This window comes from Nitrosomonas ureae (genome assembly GCF_900206265.1).
In the GTDB taxonomy this organism is placed as follows: domain Bacteria; phylum Pseudomonadota; class Gammaproteobacteria; order Burkholderiales; family Nitrosomonadaceae; genus Nitrosomonas; species Nitrosomonas ureae_C.
The window spans coordinates 2,964,225-2,986,992 of sequence record NZ_LT907782.1 but is presented as its reverse complement, the minus strand read 5'-3'; the positions used below and the strand labels follow the sequence as shown (position 1 = coordinate 2,986,992).

Here is a 22,768-nt window from a genome sequence, read left to right as displayed (position 1 = left end):
TCGCACATAGCGCAATGAATCAAATCTATAACTTTAGCGCAGGCCCCGCGGTTCTTCCCAAAGAAGTACTGCAGCAAGCGCGCGATGAGATGCTGGATTGGCAGGGTAGCGGAATGTCCGTAATGGAAATGAGCCATCGAGGCAAGGAATTCATGTCTATCGCCGAAAAAACCGAAAACGATTTTCGTGAACTGATTGGCATCCCCGAAAACTACAAAGTGTTATTTCTACAAGGCGGGGCTTCCAGCCAATTCTCCATGGTGCCGATGAATCTGTTGCGTGGCAAAACAAAAGCGAACTATATCAATACCGGCCAGTGGTCAACCAAGGCCATCGAGGAGGCTAACCGTTACTGCACGATCAATGTAGCTGCTTCCTCGGCAAAAACTAATTTTACTTGCATACCCACACAGGATAAATGGCATCTGGATCCTGAAGCAGCCTATATTCACTACACCAGCAATGAAACGATTGGTGGCGTCGAGTTTCATTGGATACCCGAAATTGATTCGCACAACGATATTCCATTGGTAGCCGACATGTCATCCGATATTTTGTCACGACCGCTGGATATCACGCGTTTTGGATTGATCTATGCGGGCGCTCAGAAAAACCTTGGGCCTGCAGGGCTCACGCTGGTCGTAGTCCGCGAAGATTTATTGGGTCAGCCACTAACAGGCACTCCGACATTATATGATTATCAAATTCATGCACAAAATGATTCGATGTACAACACTCCACCTACCTACGCCATGTATATCACCGGATTGGTATTTGCATGGCTGAAAAATAAAGGCGGATTGATGATGATGGAAAAAATCAATATTACCAAAGCCAATTTACTGTATGACTTGCTGGATCACAATGATTTCTATCATTGCCCGGTAGCAAAATCAGATCGCTCACGCATGAATGTTCCCTTCACATTGCGAAATCCTGCACTTAATGAAGAATTTCTCAAGCAAGCCGACAACAATGGTTTGATTCAGTTAAAAGGCCACCGCTCCGTAGGCGGTATGCGTGCATCGATATACAATGCCATGCCGGTTGAAGGTGTAACAAAATTAGTTGCGTTCATGAATGAATTCGCCAGTCAACATGCCTGAACATCAGCATAAAATTTTCAAGATTCTCACACTTAACCAGATTTCTCATCATGGTCTGTGCCGCTTTCCAACAGAAAGCTATCAAGTTGGCAAAGATATCACTGAACCGGATGCAATTCTGGTGCGTTCACATAGCATGTTAAACCAGAACATTCCCATCAGCGTTAAGGCAATTGGCCGTGCTGGTGCGGGTACCAACAACATTCCGGTGCCCGATATGAATAACCGTGGCATTCCCGTATTCAACACACCGGGGGCAAATGCCAATGCGGTTAAAGAATTGGTTCTAGCCAGCCTGTTCGTAACCGCACGTAATCTGGTGCCTGCTTTGCAGTTTGTTGACAATCTGCAAGGTGATGATGTGATTCTGAACAAACAAGCCGAAGATGGAAAAAAACTTTTTTCTGGCATTGAATTACCCGGCCGCACGCTCGGCATCATCGGCCTGGGTGAGATTGGTCGACTGGTTGCCAATTCCGCACTTAAACTAGGCATGAAAGTTATCGGTTATGATCCTCAAATCACCGTGGATTCGGCATGGAATTTATCGGCAGAAGTTAAAAAAGCTAACAGTATGGAAGATCTCCTGCGCCACAGCGAGTTTGTCAGCGTACATGTTCCATTACTGGATTCCACCCGTCATCTGATTGATGCTAAAAACATCAAGCTGATGAAGCAGAATGTGATTCTTTTAAATTTTTCGCGCAGCGCGATCGTCGATGAAGAAGCTGTTCTGGCCGGTATCGCTATGAACAAAATCAAAACTTATGTCAGTGACTTTCCCAGTCAGAAATTGCAGCATCAGAAATCGGTCATCACTTTTCCGCATATCGGCGCATCAACACAGGAATCAGAAGAAAATTGCGCGGTTATGGTAGTGGATCAGCTCATCGATTATCTGCAAAACGGCAATATCACTCATACGGTCAATTTTCCCGATATCAGGATGGAACGGGAATCACCTTATCGTGTAGCGGTAGCCAATGCCAACGTGCCCAATATCGTAGGTCAAATCTCCACTGGCATGGCCAAAGCCGGATTGAATATTCATAATATGATCAACAAGTCACGAGGAGAAATAGCTTGTACGCTGGTCGATGTCGACAGTCCGGTACCGCAACATGCATTGGATGAAATTGCCGCCATTGCGGGTGTACTCATGGCACGTTATCTACCGCTAACTCAATAAAATTCGATGTCTTATCGTTAAGCCAAAATTTTTACTGCTCATGTCAGAAGAACTCAAACAATTACGCAATCAGATTGACATCATTGACGATGAACTGCTCCTGCTGATAAGCAAACGCGCCGACCTGGCACAGCAAATCGGCAAGATTAAAAAGAGCGGCATTATTTATCGTCCTGAACGTGAAGCGCAAATACTGACACGGATGCAAGAACAGAATCCCGGCCCCATCAGTAGCAAACACATCAAACAGCTATTTATCGAAATTATGTCGGTATGCCGCGCCTTGGAAAAACCAATGAGTGTAGCTTATCTCGGACCTAGCGGTACTTTTTCGGAAGATGCGGCGTTAAAACGTTTTGGTAACGCCATTTCAACCCTGGCATGTGATTCTATCGATGAAGTATTTCGTGCTGTGGAATCAGATTCAGCTAATTACGGCGTGGTGCCAGTGGAAAATTCTACTGAGGGCGCAGTGGGCAGAACCATGGATTTATTGCTGCAAACCTCACTGATCATTTGCGGTGAAATTCAACTGGCTATCCATCAATTTTTAATGGCACAACAAACCGGATTATCACACATCAAAAAAATATATACTCACCCGCAATCTTTCGCGCAATGTCATCAATGGCTAAAAGTCAATTTGCCGCAAATTTCCGATATTGCTTTTGTCACTACCGTCAGTAATGCAGAAGCAGCCCGGCAGGCAGCAGCGGATGCACATGCAGCGGCCATAGCGAGCAAGCGAGCTGCCGAATTATTCGGGCTTTCCATCTGTGCCGGAAACATCGAAGATGATCCAAAAAATACCACGCGTTTTCTCGTTATCGGTAAACAGCTAGTAGATGCCTCGGGAAAAGATAAAACTTCTTTGATCATGTCGACCAACAACCATTCCGGAGCAATTTATAAATTGCTTGAGCCGCTGGCGCGATATGGTGTCAGCATGAGCCGTTTGGAGTCGCGTCCATCGCGCGCAGGGCTATGGCAATATGTTTTCTTTGTGGATATTGAAGGACACCAACAAGATCAAAAAGTGGCTGCTGCATTGGTAGAATTACGTAACAAAGCAGCTTTTCTGAAAATCCTCGGATCGTATCCAGTAACATAACTGGCTCACTATCACCGAATAATCATATTATTGAATTATTCAACTTTCGATATTTTACCCATAACACATTTAATCTTATGAATCTTTGTGACTTTGCTCCGGAATATATCCGCTCGATCCAACCCTATCAACCCGGCAAACCCATTTCCGAACTTGCACGGGAAATGGGCTTGGATGAAGCACATATAATCAAACTCGCCTCCAACGAGAATCCGCTCGGCACCAGCCCACTCGCATTAGATGCAATAATAAATACATTGCACGATATCGCACTTTATCCAGACGGCAGCGGCTACGAATTGAAAGCTGCGCTCTCCAAGCGCTATCAACTTGATCCGGAACAAATTATCCTGGGTAATGGTTCGAATGATGTATTAGATCTGGCTGCTCGCGTATTTCTAAAACCGGGTGCCACTGCTGTATATTCGCAACATGCTTTTGCCGTTTATCCATTAGTGGTAAAGATGATCGGCGCCAATGGCATATCGGTTCCGGCTCGCGATTATGGTCATGACTTACCGGCGATGCTGGATGCCATCACGCCGGAAACACGCATCGTATTTATTGCCAGTCCCAATAACCCTACTGGCACCCTATCCAGCGAAGAAGAGCTATTCCGATTTATGGAACGTGTATCCCGTGATGTATTAGTCGTTATAGATGAAGCCTATTACGAATACTTACCCGAGGCGAACAAACCGGATAGTATTAGCTGGCTAAAGCAGTTCTCCAACTTGCTGCTCACGCGGACTTTCTCCAAAGCATACGGCTTAGCCGGTGTACGTGTTGGATTCGGCCTGACACATCCGCATGTGGCTAATTTGATGAATCGCGTACGCCAACCTTTCAATGTCAGCAGCATTGGCCTGGTAGGTGCTCTGGCTGCATTGCACGATGCCGAATTCGTGCAACGTTCATACGCGCTGAACCGTGCGGGTATGCTGCAACTCACCGATGGTTTCCGCAGGATGAGCATTGAATATATTCCTTCATATGGCAATTTCATCAGTTTCGGCATCAAAGGCGATCCATCCAACACCATGAAAGTTTATCAGAATCTATTGCACCAAGGCATCATTGTACGCCCGCTCGGTATCTATGAAATGCCTAATCATCTTCGGGTTACGGTTGGATTGGAAGCGCAAAACAAACGATTTCTGGAAGCACTGGAACTGGCGTTAAGTGAATTGAATTAATTAAAAACTCAATCAAGTGCCATCAATGACACATATCGCAGCACTCAACAAACTGGTTATTATAGGGGTAGGCCTGATCGGCGGTTCATTTGCACAGGCACTGCGCAACGCCGGTCTGGTCAAGCATATCGTCGGCATTGGCCGCAGCCAGAAAAACATGCAATATGCCATTGAGCTTGGGGTAATTGATGAAATTGCAAGCGATATCGCTTCTGCCCTACATCATGCTGACTTGGTATTCCTTGCGATGCCGGTAGGCCAAACCCAGCACATCATGGAAAAAATCGCCCCACATCTGCAGGCCAACACCATCGTCACCGACGCTGGCAGCACCAAGCAAGATGTAATCGCTGCTGCACATCACTCTCTTTCGATGCAAAGTCGTCATCATTTTGTCCCCGGCCACCCGATCGCCGGCGCAGAACACAGCGGTGTACAAGCCGCGCAACCTGATTTATATCTTAATAAACATGTGATTTTAACCCCGTTACCGGAAACCAGTGCCGACGCTATCGAACGGGTGTATCAGTTATGGCAGGTCTGCGGCGCACAAGTATCGTTGATGCCTGCAAATGAACACGACCAAATCCTCGCCGCCACCAGTCACTTACCACATATTCTCGCCTTCACATTGATGAATCACCTTAGTAACACCAATCAACCCGAAAATATGCTGCGTTTCGCCGGCAGCGGCTTTCGTGACTTCACCCGCATCGCCAGCAGTTCCCCAGAAATGTGGCGCGATATCTGCCTGGCAAATCGCGCGGCTTTGCTCAAGCAAATTGATAGATATCGGGATGAATTGAAGGTACTGCAAGTAATATTAAGCACTAATGATGCAGAGGCACTGGAAGAAAATTTTTCTCGAGCACGAAGCCTGCGCGATGAATGGCTGAAAAATAGCATCTAATGTTAGATGCACCTTGACTGCCACACAATGTGTCAGGAATGCCCAACAATCAGCAACTAAAAATATAAAATATACAATTGCTTAATTCTTCTTACTCCAGCCTGTCGTAGACCAACTCGTTATAAAACCATCACAGCGTTGTTTATTCAAATATCGCCCCAGCATAATCCATAGAAATGTAGAAAATTCGTTCAAGTAGTCTCTGTTCTAGTCGTTTATTTGACTGACTGGAAAATGGTGCAGGAGCCTTTCTCACTTCAACATTGACACCTTAAAAATATAGAAATATTCTTACAAACTATGACTTCTCTTTCCTAAATTTCCTTTTTCTTATACTGTAATATTTATTCTTGTTTAATAAAATAATAATGATAAATGGCTATATTTTTTATAAATTTAAATGATACCTCAGCAATTAATCTCATTATAGAAACTTAGAATACCTATCCTCACGCACGTTACCCCATTCACCTCCAAGTAATTACATAAAAAGTCCATAAATAAGAAATATATTACAGAATTACTGTTATGACTCAATTATCCAAAAGAATTCGGGTCCTCATCGTGGACGATTGTGTATGTATTCGCACCACATTACGAGCAATGTTGAACAGCGATGAGTATGTAGTTGCAGGAGAATTGAGTAATGGTGAGAACATTCTTGCAACAATTGCAATGCTGGATCCGGATATCATCTGCCTTGATCATTTATTACCCAACAAAGATGGTATGCTTCTTTTGGGCGAAATCCGCACTGCATATCCTAACCTCCCTGTGGTAATGATTACGGGAAGCGATGACACCACATTGCAACATGTTGCGACCATGTTGGGGATTGATGGATTTATCAATAAGCCATTTTCTCAGAAAAAAATCTTTGATGTACTGCAAGAAATAACTCACGCAAAAAAACAGTTAATGATCCTGTCTAGAAAGTATAGTTTCCCCGAGGATAATACCTGTCACACAAAAGCCGTTGTTGCCGATGATAGCCGCACAGTGCGACGATTGTTGATAACAATTTTGACACAAATGGGAATCGAAGTAGTCGGGGAAGCCTATGATGGCATGCAAGCCACCGAACTGGTAGCAGAACACAAACCCGATATTGCATGTCTGGATTTCGATCTGCCAACGATGAATGGAATAGAAGCCTTAAAAATTATACGCAGTAAAAATGATACAACAAAGGTCGTAATGACAACAACATTAGCTAGCCGAGAATTGCTCAAACTAGCTATGAGCGCAGGAGCTGCAGGTTTTATCATAAAACCCTTTTACCCGAATACACTCAAGCAAAATATCTCACGAATACTGGCAAGTTAAAAACAACTATAAATTAATTACTTAACGTATAACTGCATTACCCCACTCAACTTTAATCGATTTTAAAATCAATCAATCTCGCTCCACACTCAGTATCGCACCATATCACTATATGTTTATTTTTTATCAACTTGCGTAATTTCACGGAATTGCGTAATTTCACGAAATCTATTTGTAAAAATTTATCCTGTACTCGTTTAGCACCCCATACCTCATTTATGATCTTCCGGATTTAGCAGGTTGCTTACCCGCAGCACGAAGATCAACCACTTTATTCAATAACTGGAACCAGAAGGGAGCACCTAAAGAAGCAGCAAAAGTGGTAATCAGGATACCCATGATTTTAACGATCCATCCCATTAAATCGAGTTCCCTGTAAACCCAAACATCTTCTCCATCTATCTTTTCCTTCCAACCGATCGGCAGATGCAATGCTTTGATTTGCTCGATTAGCGCTCCGGTATTCTTAGCGGATTGCACCATATCTTCCGTTGCAGCTTTAATTGCCGTTTGTTCACTGGGATGCACGACAACATCATCTACGACTGCCGGCTCTTGTTCAGTGGATTCTTGTCGCATCAAACGGGCAATATCCGATGATGAGGCAGCTTCAACCAGCGCTTGCCTGAGCGCGATATCGGTCCAAAGTGTTTGGGAAATCTTGATTGCATCAATATTGAGTACTGCACATATGATAAATGCGGTTACAAAAATGATAATTTGTGTTTTCTGTTTATACCAGCCGCCCACCCTATCCATTGCATCGTTGTACCAGCCTTCAAGATTTCGGCGTGCTTTCTCCGCATTGTCTCCTGCTTCATGCAGCAGAAGAATGATAGATTTCCCTGCTTCAGTCCGCGCAAATTGCCCCTGTTTCTCGATCGCCTCGATTAAGGATTTATTGTCAGCCGGAATCTTGCCCATGCTGCCTGACATAATATCCATCAACGCCAAGGTAAAGTTCTTGGACGGAATATAAGAGGGTTTATGCCCCGCTTTTGAAAGCCCGTTGATTAGCGGATGATTATAAAGATCACTTACCAGTTTGTTTCCTGCGCCGGATTGCAGCAGGTTAGCCAACCCTGCTTCAAGATTCTTCGCTCGCATGCACAGAAATTGCGCAACCATTTCATTGATCGTGGAACACAGCAAACTGATCAACACGAAAAGAAACACCATGCCCATGGCAATATCCAGTATTGAAGAATTAAGCATTTTTTCTCCCCAATTTTAATCTCTACATTTATCAGCTTAATTGACAGAACTAAAAGTAGATAGCTTTGTTTAAACCCCAGGCTAAAAAATAATTATCAACAGTATATAATTCCTGCTTTTATTAATCGCTTGTTAAGTAAAAATGCAGAAACCTGAACCACCTATTATACAACCATATACCTTTGTCTTCAGTTGGCGGCGTTTTTTACTTCATTGCTCCATCATGGGAATTTGTGTCATGCTGGGCCTGATGACTTGGTATTTTGGTAAACCTGATAATGTCCGATTTTTTGAAACAAATTCAGAAGAACAGCTTACCGCTGCAATAGCCCATGGTATCGATATGGAACTGGATACACAGAGCTCTATAGCAGTCAAAGAAGGTCAACCGCTGCAGGTGGAGTTGCTCAAGGGAAATGTTTATTTTGATATTCGGAAGAATGCCGTCAATCAGCTTGAAGTGAAAATTGGCAATACTATTATTAAAGATTTCGGCACCCGTTTCAGTATCCAATTGCATAAAGGTGGCGGCCGCCATATTGCAGTTGCCGATGGTTATATTAAGGTACACGTAGCTTCCGGGGTTTATCAGATCAGTGCGTTTGAACAGGCTGATTTTGATGATACCGGTATCAGCAAGCATCGGTTGATAGCTGAACGCGATATCGCACCTTGGCGCTCGCAACAATAATGCGATTAAGAACCCAATATAATGCTACACAAACTATTTTTTCAGATTCTGGCCTTTATTATCACAATCATACTTGGCATATTTACTATCGGTACAGTTTTGACTGCATCGGCACCGACTGCTGTAGGAATATTGACTACAGATTTTCCAGTTGAATCAGTGCAGATTCCTGCTGCGGACGGGCCCACCGTGCATGGTTGGATGATTTATGGAAAACCGGGGAATGGCGTGGTATTACTGGTACATTCAATGCGCAGCAATCGAGTCGAAATGCTAAGCCGGGCACGGTTCTTGAAGGATCAAGGCTTTAGCGTTTTGCTCATTGACATGCAAGCCCATGGAGAAACTGCCGGGGATCGTATCACCTTTGGTTTGCATGAATCCAGAAATGTAGAAGCGGCAATCACTTTTCTACAAGAAACATTTCCATTCGAACGAATAGGTGCACTTGGTACTTCTTTGGGCGCCGCGGCTATAGTATTGGCTAAGCAAGAATTGAGATTGAATGCTGTTATTCTCGAGTCGCTTCACCCCACGATTGAAGAAGCTGTCGAGAATCGTCTGAAGTTGTATTTTGGAGACTATGGATCGCTATTATTACCCCTGATGCTATGGCAATTATCTTTTCATCTGGATATTTCTATGGATGAGTTAAGCCCAATTTTCCGAATTAATAATCTTCATTCACCCCTATTGTTTATTTCTGGAACCGATGATATGCATACCACTCAATCGGAAACCGAAAGACTCTTTGAGGCTGCCCGAATGCCAAAAGACCTATGGATTGTGCCTGGCGCAAAACATTTTAATATGCATACCTATGCCGGAAGAGAATATGAACAACATGTTACCGCTTTTCTATCAAAATATCTAAGAAAGCATGATCACGAGCAATAACTCCCAGCATATAAATAAAAAGATAAGTAAAAATGTAATACAGCGCCACGCTACTGTAGAATTTACATTTTCTCTTGCTCATTGCCATAACAAAGAATACTTCACATGAACAATTATCAAAACATCTTACTTGCTGTTGATTTCTCCGGATTCGAACATGCTGTTGCAGATAAAGCGAAATCCCTTGCAGTACAATTCAATGCACAACTTCACATCCTTCATGTATTGGATAATATTCCTATGCCAGACACACCTTATGGATCAATTATCCCTCTCAATGAAAGCTCATCCTATGAACTGCTGGAAACGGAGAAAAGAAAATTGATTCAAATCAGCAACGAATTGAACATTACGCCAGAGTGCTGTTGGATGATATGGGGAGAGCCGCAGGAAGAAATTACTCAGCTTGCCGTGAAGCAAGGTATTGACTTGATTGTCGTGGGTTCCCATGGACGGCACGGTCTTGCCGTATTATTGGGCTCCACAGCAAAGGGAGTTCTATATCATGCGAAATGCGATATATTGGCTGTTCATCTGGAAGATCATTAGGGTAACTCCAAAAATTCACAATCCTAAACAAGTCGAGGTAAAAACAAAAAAATGTTGCCGCAGCATACAATTGATATATAGAGAAATATTTCTAAACAACAATGAATTATGACAAAATATGGGTTCTAGAGGTGCTCATTAGTCAATGATTTAGGCAGAAACCAGGACTGTCAGTTTTTCCAAAACTCCCACCACGATTTAGCACCCACCTCGGGTAATTCCGCAAGAAAAATGCTATCCGGGAAATTAATTCGCATCACACGTTCTGCGTCATCCCGTAAATCATACATTTCCAGTGCTTCATACGCTCTGATCATTATATACAAGGCTTCTTCCGTCGCCGGCGTAGGAGGATACTCCTTGACGGCATTCTGCGCCCGATTAGCAGCTGCAATATAAGCTTTACGTTTCATGTAATATCGTGCCGTATGAATTTCACCCATCGCAAGTAAATTAAGCAAATACGCCATACGTTGCCTAGAGTCTGCCGCATATTTACTTTCCGGAAAACGGGTAACCAATTCCTTGAAAATTTCAAATGACTCATACGAGGCTTTGGGATCACGCTCGCTCATATCCTGTTTAAATGGTCCCTTCAGCAAAAAACCCAGCATCCCCCAGCCTTCATTAAAATTTGCTAGCCCTTTGATATAATATGCATAATCAACATTCGCGTGATTAGGGTGCAATTTGATAAATCGATCAGCAGCTGCAATTGCCGAAGCAGGCTCATCATTTTTATAGTGTGCGTAAGCAACTTCAAGCTGTGCTTGTTGAGCAATTCTCCCATAAGGATAGCGCGATTCTAAAGTTTCATAGAGCTTAATAGCTGCAGGGTAACTACCATCATTCAATTTTTCTTTTGCTTCCGAATAAAACTTATTGGCAGACCAATCCTCTTGATCATCCGTACGATCGGGCAACAAACCGCATGCTGACAACCCTAAAACCAGAAATAAAGCTAAACTATGTAACATGATAAATTCCGTAAAAAACAAAGATTCAACGGGCGATTATAACGTAAAGCCTCAAGCGGCAGTAAGCGACGAATTAACAACGAATGTTGTAAATTTAACGATCCCGACTAATTATGCAGGTTCGCGCCTTGATCAAGCTTTAGCAAAGCTTGTGCCGAATTGGTCGCGCAGCCGTCTGCAAACCTGGATCGTTGAAAAAAGAATTCTTGTGAATGGGCAAATATCTACGGCTAAACAACTTGTATGGGGAAACGAACATGTCGAAATTTTCCCTCTGAAGATCGCGGCTGAATCACCTTTTGTGGCTGAAGCTATTCATTTAAACATCATTGAAGAAGATGAAACGCTCATTATCATCAACAAACCTGCCGGCCTGGTAACTCATCCGGGCAATGGTAACTGGCAAGGCACCTTGCTTAATGCGCTACTGCATCATGCTCCAGAACTGAAAAATATACCGCGCGCGGGTATTGTTCATCGTTTGGACAAAAATACTACCGGGCTGCTCGTTATCGCAAAAACCCTAGCTGCGCAAACAAGTCTCGTACGCCAACTGCAACAGCGCATAGTAAAAAGGGATTATCTGGCATTGGTTCTGGGGGAAATCAAACAAGCGGGAAATATCGATGCGCCGATTGGTCGTCACCCCATTCATCGGACCAAAATGACCATCACATCCAAAGGTAAACCTGCGCGCACGCACTATCAAGTCATCGAAAATTTTGAGGGTTGCACATTACTGCAATGCAGTCTTGAAACCGGCCGTACGCACCAAATCCGGGTGCATTTAAACGCCATCGGACATGCCTTGGTAGGCGACCCTGTTTATGGTGGCAAACCTGGTAAAACAGCACGAGCGATTGCTCAAATATTGACAGATTTTCCGCGACAAGCACTGCATGCTCAAAAACTTGCATTGATCCACCCCAGAACTGAACAAATCAATCAGTGGGAAACCCCCACCCCAGAAGACATTAATGACTTGCTGCAGATATTACGGAAAAAAAAATGATCGATACGAAATGAAAAATGCGCCCGAGAGCGCATTTTTCATAATTGATACAGCATAACTATCTGCATATCGCATTAGAAAGGCAGTACCGCGTCCAGTGAGAAGAGAATCTGGTCTTTATTACCACCAAAAGGCCGGTAAGCGGACGCCTGAAGCGATTCATGCAGCGCATCTACACGGTCATAGCGGATATTCGGACGGATATTCAAATTTTTCATCCCCTGCCACCCCATTTTAAGCGTTCTAAGAGCCTTCCAGTTAGCACCGATGGTTACCGCATAGTAATCTGCAGGTGTACTGGTGCCTAATAAACCAATGTTACTTGCATAGCTAGTTCCAAGATGATTGGTTGCTGCAGTCACCCTGCCCGGTGCAAAAACGCGAAAGCCATCCCGATCACGAAACCATTCAGCACGGACACCCACAGACACATTAGGAGTCACATCATAGTAAAAATGCGAATTAACCCCATACCATTCTGCATCTTTAATGACACCGTTATAGACATTATTGAATAGTATTACGTTATCAGCAAAACCGTGATCATGTTGCACTATTAAATGAGTTTTGTCTGTAAATTTATGCTGCAAGACAATACTGTACATACCCCAGAAGCTACTATTACGAGTAGATGTCGTACTGCCGGTACCACTGACATTGAGGGAGGTATTGCTATCATCGCTGGTCCAGGTAACACCCCCGATCCCGCCCCAGTTTTCCATTTGCTTATCGAAATTGCCATCCCAGCCACCGGTTCCACTACCGCCGATTGTACCCGCCATCGCAGTGAAGTTCTTAGTGACTGTGTAATTACCCAGTACACCGGTATGTGTGAAAGGCTCGCCGTACTGCATGGTATAGGCATGTGAATAAAAGAAGTTGTTAGGAGCAGGAACCGATTCAAAACCTATCGGGGTATAAAAATGCCCTACCTTAACATTCAATCCATTACCAACTGGCGCATAAATCTCAGCATAAGCCTGCGGAATTGCAATGCCATAAGTGCGACTTGAATTACAACATATATCCAGATCCCAATTACCCCGATCTGCCAGAGGTCTTCCATTGTTTACATCAAATGCCGGATTACCATAGGCCTGAGTAAAAATTGCATCGGTACCGAATAAAAAATCAGCGCGGAAACCAATATCCCAGCCGGTGCCTTCCGTTTTTACTGCACGTTCCACAAAGAAATTCAATTGATTCAGCTGGAATCTATTTGCCTGATCAGTAAAAGTGACCGGACCATTGAACCCATGAGTTGAACTGGGATTAAATGTCGCACCACCCTGAATCCAACCACCAGCTGTGATACCAGTACTTTTGAGTGCTTCCATAAAACTATTACTACTTGTCATGCTGTTAGCATAAACACCAGACGCACTCATGCTGATTAATAACAATCCTCCAGTAACGGCACGAAACATCTGGTTTTTATTGATCGTTTTAGGTTCCATCAACTCCCCCTTTAAAAATGCTCATACAAAAACACAAACACACGCAAAAACCCTAATCTTCACATGGATAGAACTCTAACACTGAATAACGTGGAGGGTCAACGCGAACTCCCCTGATATTTGTTTTATTGGAAAAAATACAACAAGTTCCATAGAAATCAATTTTGAAAATGAAATGATAAAATCAGAAGCATTATTTTACCTCTACCCATTATTAATAAAATGCTTTTGATATCATTAAAGTTTTTAATTATTGTTACCGTTAAAAAATCCAGATAACCTCTGTAAAAATTAGCTTACTGCACCAAGAATAGATAATTGAATGATTCAATCGATTGGAAGCTACTTATCTATCAGATTTAATTATTGCAATCATTTTCTAATCCGCTCTGTAGTGGTTTACTCAATTACATGCATTAACAAACATCTCGACGCAGATACATTTTTAAAACAATACAATAACAAGTAATAAATTTTAATAATTAATAGCTTATAAAATGTATAAACAAAATTTAAAAAATGAGCTTCCCGGATCAACCCATGATTCCTCAGAAAAAATCAATTTTGAAGATATGCACCTCAAAGTGGGTCAAAAAATGCATTTGGCTTTATCAAATACTAATTCTGGTAAACCCAGCAATCCATACGCAACATCTATGATCGGTTATGTGCAAAATAGTACGTTAATGGTGACCATGCCATTATCAGCCCAATTAATCGGGGAACCCTTCGTTGAAGAAGATCAGGTGCACGTACGTTTAGTTAATGGGCAAAATGCCTATAAATTTTCGGTGTATATCGACAAAATCATAAAAATACCATTTAAATATTTACACTTATCTTTCCCTAAAAATATACAAGGGCAGAGTATACGTAAATCACGAAGAATTAAATGCGATTATCAGACCACCATCGCTGAAAATTCTATTTCAGCCAATATCGTGGACCTCAGTATTTACGGCGCTGGGATCAATTCGATCCTTCCTTTGGGAACATTAAATTCAGTGGTAACTTTATCTTTTACTATCTTAGTGCACGACAGAGAGATACCAATATTCATTAAAGCTATCATCAAATCTACTAAACAAAGCTACAAGAATGATCAAAAATTAATCTTTTCGGGGGTCGAGTTTACTGAAATAAAGCCAGATCAGGAACTTACATTAAGGCATCTGATTTATCAGGAAATAGTTGAACATCCTGAGAGAGCAATTTAAAAAATGACCATACGAAAATCGCACCATCAAACTTATTTACCAAAAACCCCAACTACCTGTATAGATAATCCAAATGCCTAGTATCCCATTGGTCGTAGCGTGTGCAAGAATGGGAGACCACAATGTCCCGCTGCGCATATACAACATATTATAGACAATACCGGCAAACAATCCGGCCAACCATAAGCTGTGCGCGATTGCGAAAAGTATTGCCGTAATACAGAAAGCCTTTACTTCAACTTGCGCGGGATTTACAGCAAGAAAATTCGGGTGAACAAGCCAGCGCATCAGAAATGACCGCCAGAATAACTCTTCCATTACGGGAACCACCAGAACCGCACCGATCAACCTTACAGTAACCAGAAACCAATCCATTTCATTATTATCGCGTGGATCAAAACCAACTGCCTCTCCCATTACCATCCAGTCTGCAATCAAATTGATCCAGGCAACAAACACTAGGATACCCGCGACTATTGCAATTAACCAGGTGCGAAAACTGCTATTGATCGGCCAATGCAGTTCGCTATAAGCACTTCGCATCGCCCAAAGTAACCCGATCACGACAGTGATTTTGACTGCATAGAGCATACGTAAGTCATTAGCTTCCCAGCCAAATTTCAATAGCACGTCCTCCAGTATCATGAAAAAGACATAAGCACCGAAAGGCGCTATGCGACAAAAATTAGCACGATCAAACATAACAGCGTCCTTCTAAATTTCCTTCTGATTGCAATGTAAACGGCTCCGATTGATTATCTGCAAGCTGTCATTTTCAATGCGTCATGGCATCAGCGGCAACTCCCTCTGCCGAGGTGCAGCTCCGGTGACGGCATTAACGGAGCAAAGCATGGTGACTTTTACACCGAGTAATCTAATTCTTTTCTTCAATAAAACTCGCCGCAGACAATCTCCGGCAGCACGACGTATCAAAATCGGATCTCCGGTATATGCACTCAATGAACAATCGCGTGTAAGCGTATGAAAATCTTCGAAGCGTAACTTGATACTGATCGTACGTCCAACGTAACCTTTGCGCTTCAAGTCATCAGCGACTTGAATACACAATGCATTGAATGCTTCAGATAAATCGGAGCGATCCTGACGTGGATGTAAGTCCCGCTCAAATGTAATTTCCCGGCTGATAGACTTAGGCTTCGCATCAGTAATTATCGGGCGTGAATCGATGCCGCGCGATGCTTCATAAAGCCAGATGGAGTAACTGCGGCCGAAGTGAATCCGGAGAAAGCTGAGTTCGACCCGTGCCAGCTCAGCAATTGTAGTGATTCCCAGTAACGCCAGCTTATTCGCAGCCTTAGGACCGATACCATTGATTTTATGTACCGATAACGGCCAAATTCGCTGCGGGATATCAGACATTCCGATGATGGTCAAACCATCCGGTTTCTCCAAATCCGAGCAAATTTTAGATAACAGTTTATTCGGCGTGATCCCGATTGAACAAGAAAGTCCGGTAGCATCCTTGACTGCCTGTTTGATGCGTTTTGCCAATGGTAATATTTCATCGGGCAAATCACTCAGATCTATGTATATCTCATCGATACCGGAATCCTCAATTTGTGGAGCAATCTTCGCAACAGCGGCTTTGAACAAGCGCGAATAATGCCGGTAAATAACAAAATCCACCGGCAACAGAATCGCATCCGGCGCCAGTTGCGCAGCTTTCATGACTCCCATGGCGGAGTGGATTCCTAAAGCACGTGCCTCATAGGTGGCGGTCGTAATAACACCACGACCTATATAATCACGCAAGCGGTAAAAATGCCTTCTGCCATCCTCTCCTATCACCGGCTGGTGCTCACTGCGACCACCGATCACAACCGGCAAGCCCTGCAACTCAGGGTAACGCAACAGTTCAACCGAAGCATAAAAAGCATCCATATCCAAATGCGCTATCCGACGTAATGAGGCGTTCATTGTAGGGATCCAAGGCAAAATTCCTGCGGACTATGATAAATTACACTGACAGATAATCCGCATTGTATATGAATACGAAAACCATCCATTTAGAAACACTGGCTTGCTCTTGTCCTTGCGGTAGCAGCAAACGATATGCTGATTGCTGCAATCGTTATATTAATCTGGATGAGCTGGCCTCTACCGCAGAAATCCTCATGCGTTCACGTTACACAGCGTACACACTGAATTACGAGAACTACCTGCTGGCAACCTGGCACCACGATACACGCCCCACCGCTATAGAAGTAATCGATCAATTGCCAAAGAAGTGGCTAGGTCTGGTAATCAAACGCCATGAACAATTTACGGGGAATCATGCCATCATTGAATTTATCGCACGCTACAAAATTAACGGGCGAGCTCACCGATTACATGAAATCAGCCGGTTTGTGCGCGAAGATGGAATATGGTTTTATGTTGATGGAGATATTCTGTAACAATAAGAAATATGATGCTTGTGTACTAAAAAATTAAATCATGCCGTTACCATCGTAGGAAAAAATCAAACTGCCGCGAATGCTCGTTCCAGATCATCTTTCAGATCATCGACATGTTCCAGGCCAATAGACAAGAGAACCATATCTTCAGACACCCCGGCCTTTTTCATCTCATCCGGATTTAGCTGACGATGCGTTGTACTGGCGGGATGACAGGCAAGTGACTTGGCATCACCGATATTCACCAGGCAGGTAATGAGCTTGAGTGCATCCTGGAATCGCGTGCCGCCAGCAATACCCCCCTGAACCCCAAAGGTCAGGATGCCGGACGCACGCCCACCCATGTATCGCTGCATCAGCGCATGCTCAGGATGATCCGGTAAACCGGCATACTTGACGCAATCCACTTTTGGATGTGCTTTGAGATATTGCGCAACAGCCAAGGCATTCTCGCAAATGCGATCCATCCGTACTGCCAACGCCTCGATACCCTGCAGAATTAGAAAACTGTTAAACGGCGAAATTGCCGCTCCCATGTTACGCAATGGTACGACGCGCGCCCGACCTATGTAAGCCGCCGGACCCAATGCTTCGGTATATACTACCCCATGATAGGAAACATCCGGGGTATTAAGGCGTTTGAACCTTTCCTTGTGCTCCGTCCAGTGAAATTTACCCGAGTCAATCAGCATTCCGCCAATGCTGTTACCGTGGCCTCCCAAGTACTTTGTCAAAGAATGCACAATAATATCAGCGCCATGTTCAAACAGACGGCATAAGTATGGTATGGCGTTGCTACCGTATTATCTACAATCAGGGGTACGCCCCCCTTATGCGCCACCTCGGCCAAAGCAGTAATATCCACGACATTACCAAGCGGATTACCGATAGATTCGCAGTAGACCGCTTTGGTGCGCTCGTCTATCAATGTTTGAAAACCGGATGGATCACGATAATCGGCAAAGCGAACGTGAATGCCATACTGTGGCAATGTGTGCGCGAACAGATTGTAGATACCGCCATAGAGCGTACCTACCGACACGATATTATCACCAGCTTCGGCAATAGTCATAATCGCATAAGTAAGCGCCGCTTGACCGGAAACTAATCCAAGACCTCCAATCCCACCTTCCAGCTCAATCATGCACTGCTCAAGGACGACAATAGTCGGATTCATAATGCGCGTATAAATATTGCCGCTAACCTTCAAGCCAAAAAGAAATAAGTGTCAAATCCATTCGAGAATAATAATTTCGTAATTGATTGTTATTAAATATTTATTATCACCATGCATACTAATCAAAAACAGATATTGAACCCTCATCTTGCATTGGAGAATGATCGTCTTGACTCAATGCTGGATCAATTCCAGAATTGATCGGGTAGAATACGCGCATTACAGTTTCTCAAAGCGCTCCAAATACAAATATGATGTTACGTAAAATTTTCATTGCCAATCGTGGCGAAATTGCTGTTCGCATCATTCGCGCCTGCGCTGAGATGGGTATTCGCTCGGTAGCTATTTATTCGGAAGCGGATCGTTTCGCGTTGCATATCAAAAAAGCGGATGAATCTTATTACATCGGCAGCGATCCGGTAGCCTGCTATCTGAATATTCATGCCTTGGTTGATTTAGCGCTGGCAACCGGTTGTGACGCTGTACATCCGGGTTACGGATTTCTTTCTGAGAATGCAAAATTTGCGCGCGCATGTAAAGAACGCGGCCTGATTTTCATTGGACCGAATGCTGATGTCATTCATCGTATGGGCGACAAAACCGAAGCCCGGAAAGCAATGAAAGCTGCCGGCCTTCCGGTTACGCCCGGTTCGGAAGGTAATGTGCGGTCAATAGAAGAAGCACAGGAAGTCGCAGCGCAGATCGGCTATCCCGTCATGTTGAAAGCCACTTCGGGCGGCGGCGGGCGCGGCATCCGGCGCTGTGATAGCGCTGACGAACTGAAACACAATTACGCCCGGGTCATTTCCGAAGCCTCCAAGGCATTCGGCAGTGCCAACGTTTTTCTGGAAAAATGCATCGTCAATCCGGTGCACATTGAAGTACAAGTTCTAGCAGACCAGCATGGCAACGTGATTCATCTCTACGAGCGGGATTGTTCGATCCAGCGACGTAATCAGAAACTGATCGAAATTGCACCGTCCCCGCAGCTGGACGAAGCACAGCGCCAGTATATTGGCGGTCTAGCAGTAATTGCCGCAAAGTCCGTCGGTTACACTAATGCCGGCACAGTCGAGTTTCTGTTGGATGACAACGGCCGGTTTTATTTCATGGAAATGAATACGCGAGTACAGGTCGAACATACTATTACTGAAGCAATCACCGGTGTCGATATTGTCGAGGAACAAATTCGCGTGGCGGCGGGTTTGCCGTTGCGCTTCAAGCAAGATGAGATCGTGCGACGGGGTTATGCAATGCAATTCCGGATCAATGCCGAAGATCCGAAAAATAATTTCTTACCCAGTTTTGGCCGCATTTCTCGCTATTATGCACCCGGTGGCCCAGGCGTTCGGACTGATACCGCGATTTACACCGGTTATGAGATTCCCCCTTTTTATGATTCCATGGTCGCGAAAGTCATTGTCAACGCGCTGACCTGGGAAGATGTGATTAAGCGCGGGCAGCGTACATTGCGCGATATGGGGTTATTTGGCATCAAAACCACGATTCCCTATTATTTAAAGATTCTGAAGCACTCTCAGTTTCGTGCAGCCCGATTCAATACCGGTTTTGTTGAGCAGAATCATGCTCTGATCAATTATTCCGACAAGCCACGACCTGAAGTCCTTGCTAGCGTCATAGCCGCCGCAATGGCTTCGCATACCGGTCTGTGAGCATACTTACTGGTTAATCAAGGAAAATCATGCAAAAAGTTCATATTACTGATGTTATCTTGCGCGATGCGCATCAATCCCTGATCGCCACCCGGATGCGTACCGAAGACATGCTGCCAGCGTGTTCGATGCTCGACAGCATAGGCTACTGGTCGCTGGAATGCTGGGGAGGTGCAACGTTCGATGCCTGCCTGCGGTTTCTTAAGGAAGATCCCTGGGAACGCCTTAGCAAATTAAAAGCCGCCTTACCCAATACACCACTGCAAATGTTGTTGCGGGGACAGAATCTGCTGGGCTACCGTCATTATTCCGATGATGTGGTACGCGCATTTGTAAACAAAGCCGCTGAAAACGGCATGGATGTTTTTCGTATTTTTGATGCATTGAACGACATGCGCAATCTCAAAACTGCCATCCAAGCCGTCAAGAAATGCGGCAAGCATGCGCAAGGCACCATTTGCTACACCACCAGTCCGGTTCACAATGTCAATAGCTTCGTCTCACTGGCCAAAGATTTAGCCGATTTTGGATGCGATTCGATTGCCATAAAAGACATGGCCGGTCTGCTGACGCCTTATGCAACTCAGGAACTGGTAACTGCGCTGAAACAAGCGATCGATCTACCTATCCATTTACATTGCCATGCCACCGCCGGACTCGCCGAAATGTGTCAATTGAAAGCCATCGAAGCCGGTTGCCGACATATCGACACCGCATTATCGTCATGGTCGGGCGGCACCAGCCATCCACCCACTGAAAGCCTGGTAATGGCCCTGCAAGGCACGGATTATGATACCGGCCTGAATCTGCAAAAATTACAGGAAGTCAATGATTATTTCGTCCAGGTTCGCAAAAAATACCATCGTTTTGAAAGCGAATTCACCGGTGTCGATACCCGGGTTCATGTGTTTCAGGTTCCAGGCGGCATGATTTCAAATTTGGCCAACCAACTGCAAGAACAAAACGCTCTGGACCGTATTAATCAAGTCTACGAAGAAATTCCGCGGGTGCGCAAAGATTTGGGTTATCCGCCTTTGGTCACACCTACATCTCAGATCGTCGGTACGCAAGCGGCGCTGAATGTTCTGACCGGCAAACGCTATTCCACCATCACCAATGAAGTGAAACGCTATTTGCAAGGCGGTTATGGCAAAGCACCCGCACCGATGAACGCCAGTTTGCAGAAACGCGCGATCGGCAAGGAAGACATTATAGATTGCCGCCCCGCGGATCTATTAAAACCGGAATTTGATCAACTACGCCAGGAGATTGGCCGTCTGGCCAATAACGATGAGGATGTGTTGAGCTATGCCATGTTCCCGGAAGTCGGCAAACAATTCCTGGAGCAGCGCGCTACCGGCAATCTGGTGCCGGAACCTTTGGAAACAGTTCCAACCGCAGGTAGTGGCGAGCAAAAAGCTCCGACTGAGTTCAATGTCGCCCTGCATGGCGAGTCTTATCACATCAAAGTCACCGGTACTAGTCCAAAAAATGAGACCCTGCGGCACTTTTATTTCATGGTGGATGGTGTTCCGGAAGAGGTTGTCGTCGAAACGCTCGATGAGATCGTGCTGGACGGCGGCACACAAGGTGCCGTCAAAAGCAGCATCGCCAGTAAACGCCCGCGTCCCGCCAGTGAAGGCGATGTCGTCGTCAGCATGCCATGCAATGTATTGGACGTGCTGGTGAAGATTGGCCAAAAAGTCGCCGCCGGACAACCCGTTTTAGTCACGGAAGCTATGAAAATGGAAACTGAAATCACTGCACCGATTGCTGGAACTATCAAAGCCGTGCATGTGGTGAAAGGCGAATCGGTGAATCCAAATGAAGTGCTGATTGAGATTGAGGCTGCGTAATTACCAAAAAAGAAGGCATGAAAATTTAATGCGCAGATCGTACCTAGGCATAAGGAATACGCGTTATTAGCAATTGATCTTCATAAAGATCTCTGCATAACCCTGAAAATTTTCATCCAGTGGTTACCAATTCTGTAAATGGCACCATTTCCTCCCTGCTGCTTCCGAGAAAATGCAACAGAGAGAAGAGCATAACTCCTCTCCCTACTCTCGATGGCATCCAGGCTGGCCTTTCAGCTTTATTTTGTAGCTACCAAACCAAGCTGTTGTAGCGCGGTCAACGCCTGTTCTTGGCCGATCTCTTCCGCAACCTTGCCATTCCGGATGCGAAAAACGCTCGTTCCCGAAAAATGGATTTTCTTGCCAGTTGCAGCTGAAAGGGAACCGACCGGCAGATCGCTGAAAGCCGGACCTGTATGGGTGCCGCCACCTTCCCAGCGCCCTACTACGTAGCCGCCTTCTGCAATGATGTCACCGACCACCTTGAAACTAAGATCGGGAAAAGCTTCGCGAAACTCGATCAGCATTTTTTTAACCGGTTCGCGGCCGTGCAGTTCTCCATGCATAGGGTAGCTAAACACGAGATCTTCCGCACCAAGTTCATCGACAATCGCCACATTTCCCTTTTGCCAGTATTCGGTAAACCAGCGGCCCACGATTTCTTTATTTGCTTGTGACATGATATTAATCTCCTTTCGTTTTGTTGCTGTAAGAAAGTTGAGTAGGTCATCGACAGCAACACTACTGATGACTTGGGATAAATATTAACCGCATGTTTTTACTGTGACACTC

General features: G+C 44.6%; 20 protein-coding genes and 1 pseudogene. 14 read left to right on the top strand and 7 right to left on the bottom strand.

Going from position 1 to position 22,768, the window contains the following annotated elements; all coding sequences use genetic code 11:
* Positions 1-14 precede the first annotated feature (14 nt).
* The 6 genes from serC to CPG39_RS13810 all read left to right on the top strand — a co-directional run bounded on the left by serC (position 15) and on the right by CPG39_RS13810 (position 6,838).
* Positions 15-1,106 carry a 3-phosphoserine/phosphohydroxythreonine transaminase gene (gene serC, locus CPG39_RS13835; RefSeq protein WP_096294129.1) on the top strand — a complete coding sequence of 364 codons (1,092 nt, stop codon included), beginning with the start codon at positions 15-17 and terminating at the stop codon, positions 1,104-1,106.
* Positions 1,099-2,295, top strand: a complete 1,197-nt coding sequence (locus CPG39_RS13830; protein WP_013647093.1) for a 3-phosphoglycerate dehydrogenase family protein — start codon at positions 1,099-1,101, stop codon at positions 2,293-2,295. The genes serC and CPG39_RS13830 overlap by 8 nt, the downstream gene beginning before the upstream one ends.
* Before the next feature lie 40 nt (positions 2,296-2,335).
* Positions 2,336-3,406, top strand: coding sequence for a prephenate dehydratase (gene pheA / locus CPG39_RS13825; protein WP_096294128.1), 1,071 nt, complete (start codon positions 2,336-2,338; stop codon positions 3,404-3,406).
* Positions 3,407-3,483: 77 nt separating this feature from the next.
* Positions 3,484-4,602 (top strand): histidinol-phosphate transaminase, encoded by a 1,119-nt coding sequence (gene hisC, locus CPG39_RS13820; RefSeq protein ID WP_013647091.1) that lies wholly within the window; start codon positions 3,484-3,486, stop codon positions 4,600-4,602.
* Between the two features lie 25 nt (positions 4,603-4,627).
* Positions 4,628-5,512 carry a prephenate dehydrogenase gene (locus tag CPG39_RS13815; protein ID WP_096294127.1) on the top strand — a complete coding sequence of 295 codons (885 nt, stop codon included), beginning with the start codon at positions 4,628-4,630 and terminating at the stop codon, positions 5,510-5,512.
* Between the two features lie 528 nt (positions 5,513-6,040).
* Entirely contained in the window at positions 6,041-6,838 is a 798-nt protein-coding gene (locus CPG39_RS13810; RefSeq protein ID WP_096294126.1) for a response regulator, read from the top strand.
* A 216-nt stretch (positions 6,839-7,054) separates the two neighbouring features.
* Here the strand turns inward: CPG39_RS13810 and CPG39_RS13805 are convergent, their stop codons facing one another.
* Positions 7,055-8,053, bottom strand: coding sequence for a hypothetical protein (locus CPG39_RS13805; protein ID WP_096294125.1), 999 nt, complete (start codon positions 8,051-8,053; stop codon positions 7,055-7,057).
* A gap of 238 nt (positions 8,054-8,291) precedes the next feature.
* Between CPG39_RS13805 and CPG39_RS13800 the strand changes: the two genes are divergently transcribed.
* The 3 genes from CPG39_RS13800 (at position 8,292) to CPG39_RS13790 (ending at position 10,190) form a co-directional block, all read left to right on the top strand.
* Positions 8,292-8,744, top strand: a complete 453-nt coding sequence (locus CPG39_RS13800; protein ID WP_231990319.1) for a FecR domain-containing protein — start codon at positions 8,292-8,294, stop codon at positions 8,742-8,744.
* A 21-nt stretch (positions 8,745-8,765) separates the two neighbouring features.
* Positions 8,766-9,641, top strand: coding sequence for an alpha/beta hydrolase (locus CPG39_RS13795; RefSeq protein ID WP_096294123.1), 876 nt, complete (start codon positions 8,766-8,768; stop codon positions 9,639-9,641).
* A 105-nt stretch (positions 9,642-9,746) separates the two neighbouring features.
* Positions 9,747-10,190 (top strand): universal stress protein, encoded by a 444-nt coding sequence (locus CPG39_RS13790; protein ID WP_096294122.1) that lies wholly within the window; start codon positions 9,747-9,749, stop codon positions 10,188-10,190.
* 170 nt (positions 10,191-10,360) lie between these two features.
* Here the strand turns inward: CPG39_RS13790 and CPG39_RS13785 are convergent, their stop codons facing one another.
* Positions 10,361-11,167, bottom strand: a complete 807-nt coding sequence (locus tag CPG39_RS13785) for an outer membrane protein assembly factor BamD (protein ID WP_096294121.1) — start codon at positions 11,165-11,167, stop codon at positions 10,361-10,363.
* Between CPG39_RS13785 and rluD the strand changes: the two genes are divergently transcribed.
* On the top strand, positions 11,166-12,179 hold the full coding sequence (rluD, locus tag CPG39_RS13780) for a 23S rRNA pseudouridine(1911/1915/1917) synthase RluD (RefSeq protein WP_172424132.1): 1,014 nt from the start codon (positions 11,166-11,168) through the stop codon (positions 12,177-12,179). The genes CPG39_RS13785 and rluD overlap by 2 nt on opposite strands.
* Positions 12,180-12,253: 74 nt before the next feature.
* Here rluD and CPG39_RS13775 read toward each other — a convergent pair whose 3' ends face one another.
* Positions 12,254-13,636 (bottom strand): porin, encoded by a 1,383-nt coding sequence (locus CPG39_RS13775; RefSeq protein WP_096294120.1) that lies wholly within the window; start codon positions 13,634-13,636, stop codon positions 12,254-12,256.
* A 497-nt stretch (positions 13,637-14,133) separates the two neighbouring features.
* Here CPG39_RS13775 and CPG39_RS13770 point away from each other — a divergent pair, with 497 nt between their 5' ends.
* Positions 14,134-14,853 carry a flagellar brake domain-containing protein gene (locus tag CPG39_RS13770; protein ID WP_096294119.1) on the top strand — a complete coding sequence of 240 codons (720 nt, stop codon included), beginning with the start codon at positions 14,134-14,136 and terminating at the stop codon, positions 14,851-14,853.
* Positions 14,854-14,889: 36 nt separating this feature from the next.
* On the opposite strand, the gene CPG39_RS13765 is transcribed toward CPG39_RS13770, so the two are convergent.
* Together CPG39_RS13765 and CPG39_RS13760 are read right to left on the bottom strand one after the other, a co-directional pair.
* The gene (locus tag CPG39_RS13765) at positions 14,890-15,555 is read right to left on the bottom strand and encodes a CAAX prenyl protease-related protein (RefSeq protein ID WP_096294118.1); all 666 of its coding nucleotides are present in this window, start codon (positions 15,553-15,555) and stop codon (positions 14,890-14,892) included.
* An 81-nt stretch (positions 15,556-15,636) separates the two neighbouring features.
* Entirely contained in the window at positions 15,637-16,791 is a 1,155-nt protein-coding gene (locus CPG39_RS13760; protein WP_096294117.1) for a DNA polymerase Y family protein, read from the bottom strand.
* Between the two features lie 68 nt (positions 16,792-16,859).
* Between CPG39_RS13760 and CPG39_RS13755 the strand changes: the two genes are divergently transcribed.
* A complete protein-coding gene (locus tag CPG39_RS13755) occupies positions 16,860-17,270 on the top strand; it encodes a YchJ family protein (protein ID WP_096294116.1) in 411 nt (136 codons plus the stop codon).
* A 65-nt stretch (positions 17,271-17,335) separates the two neighbouring features.
* Here the strand turns inward: CPG39_RS13755 and CPG39_RS13750 are convergent.
* Positions 17,336-18,489, bottom strand: a pseudogene (locus CPG39_RS13750) (O-acetylhomoserine aminocarboxypropyltransferase/cysteine synthase family protein); the annotation flags it as partial.
* Positions 18,490-18,701: 212 nt separating this feature from the next.
* Between CPG39_RS13750 and CPG39_RS13745 the strand changes: the two are divergent.
* Together CPG39_RS13745 and oadA are read left to right on the top strand one after the other, a co-directional pair.
* On the top strand, positions 18,702-20,120 hold the full coding sequence (locus tag CPG39_RS13745) for an acetyl-CoA carboxylase biotin carboxylase subunit (RefSeq protein WP_096294115.1): 1,419 nt from the start codon (positions 18,702-18,704) through the stop codon (positions 20,118-20,120).
* A 29-nt stretch (positions 20,121-20,149) separates the two neighbouring features.
* The gene (oadA, locus tag CPG39_RS13740; protein WP_096294114.1) at positions 20,150-21,976 is read left to right on the top strand and encodes a sodium-extruding oxaloacetate decarboxylase subunit alpha; all 1,827 of its coding nucleotides are present in this window, start codon (positions 20,150-20,152) and stop codon (positions 21,974-21,976) included.
* Between the two features lie 239 nt (positions 21,977-22,215).
* Here oadA and CPG39_RS13735 read toward each other — a convergent pair whose 3' ends face one another.
* Entirely contained in the window at positions 22,216-22,656 is a 441-nt protein-coding gene (locus CPG39_RS13735) for an ester cyclase (RefSeq protein ID WP_096294113.1), read from the bottom strand.
* Between the last annotated feature and the right edge of the window lie 112 nt (positions 22,657-22,768).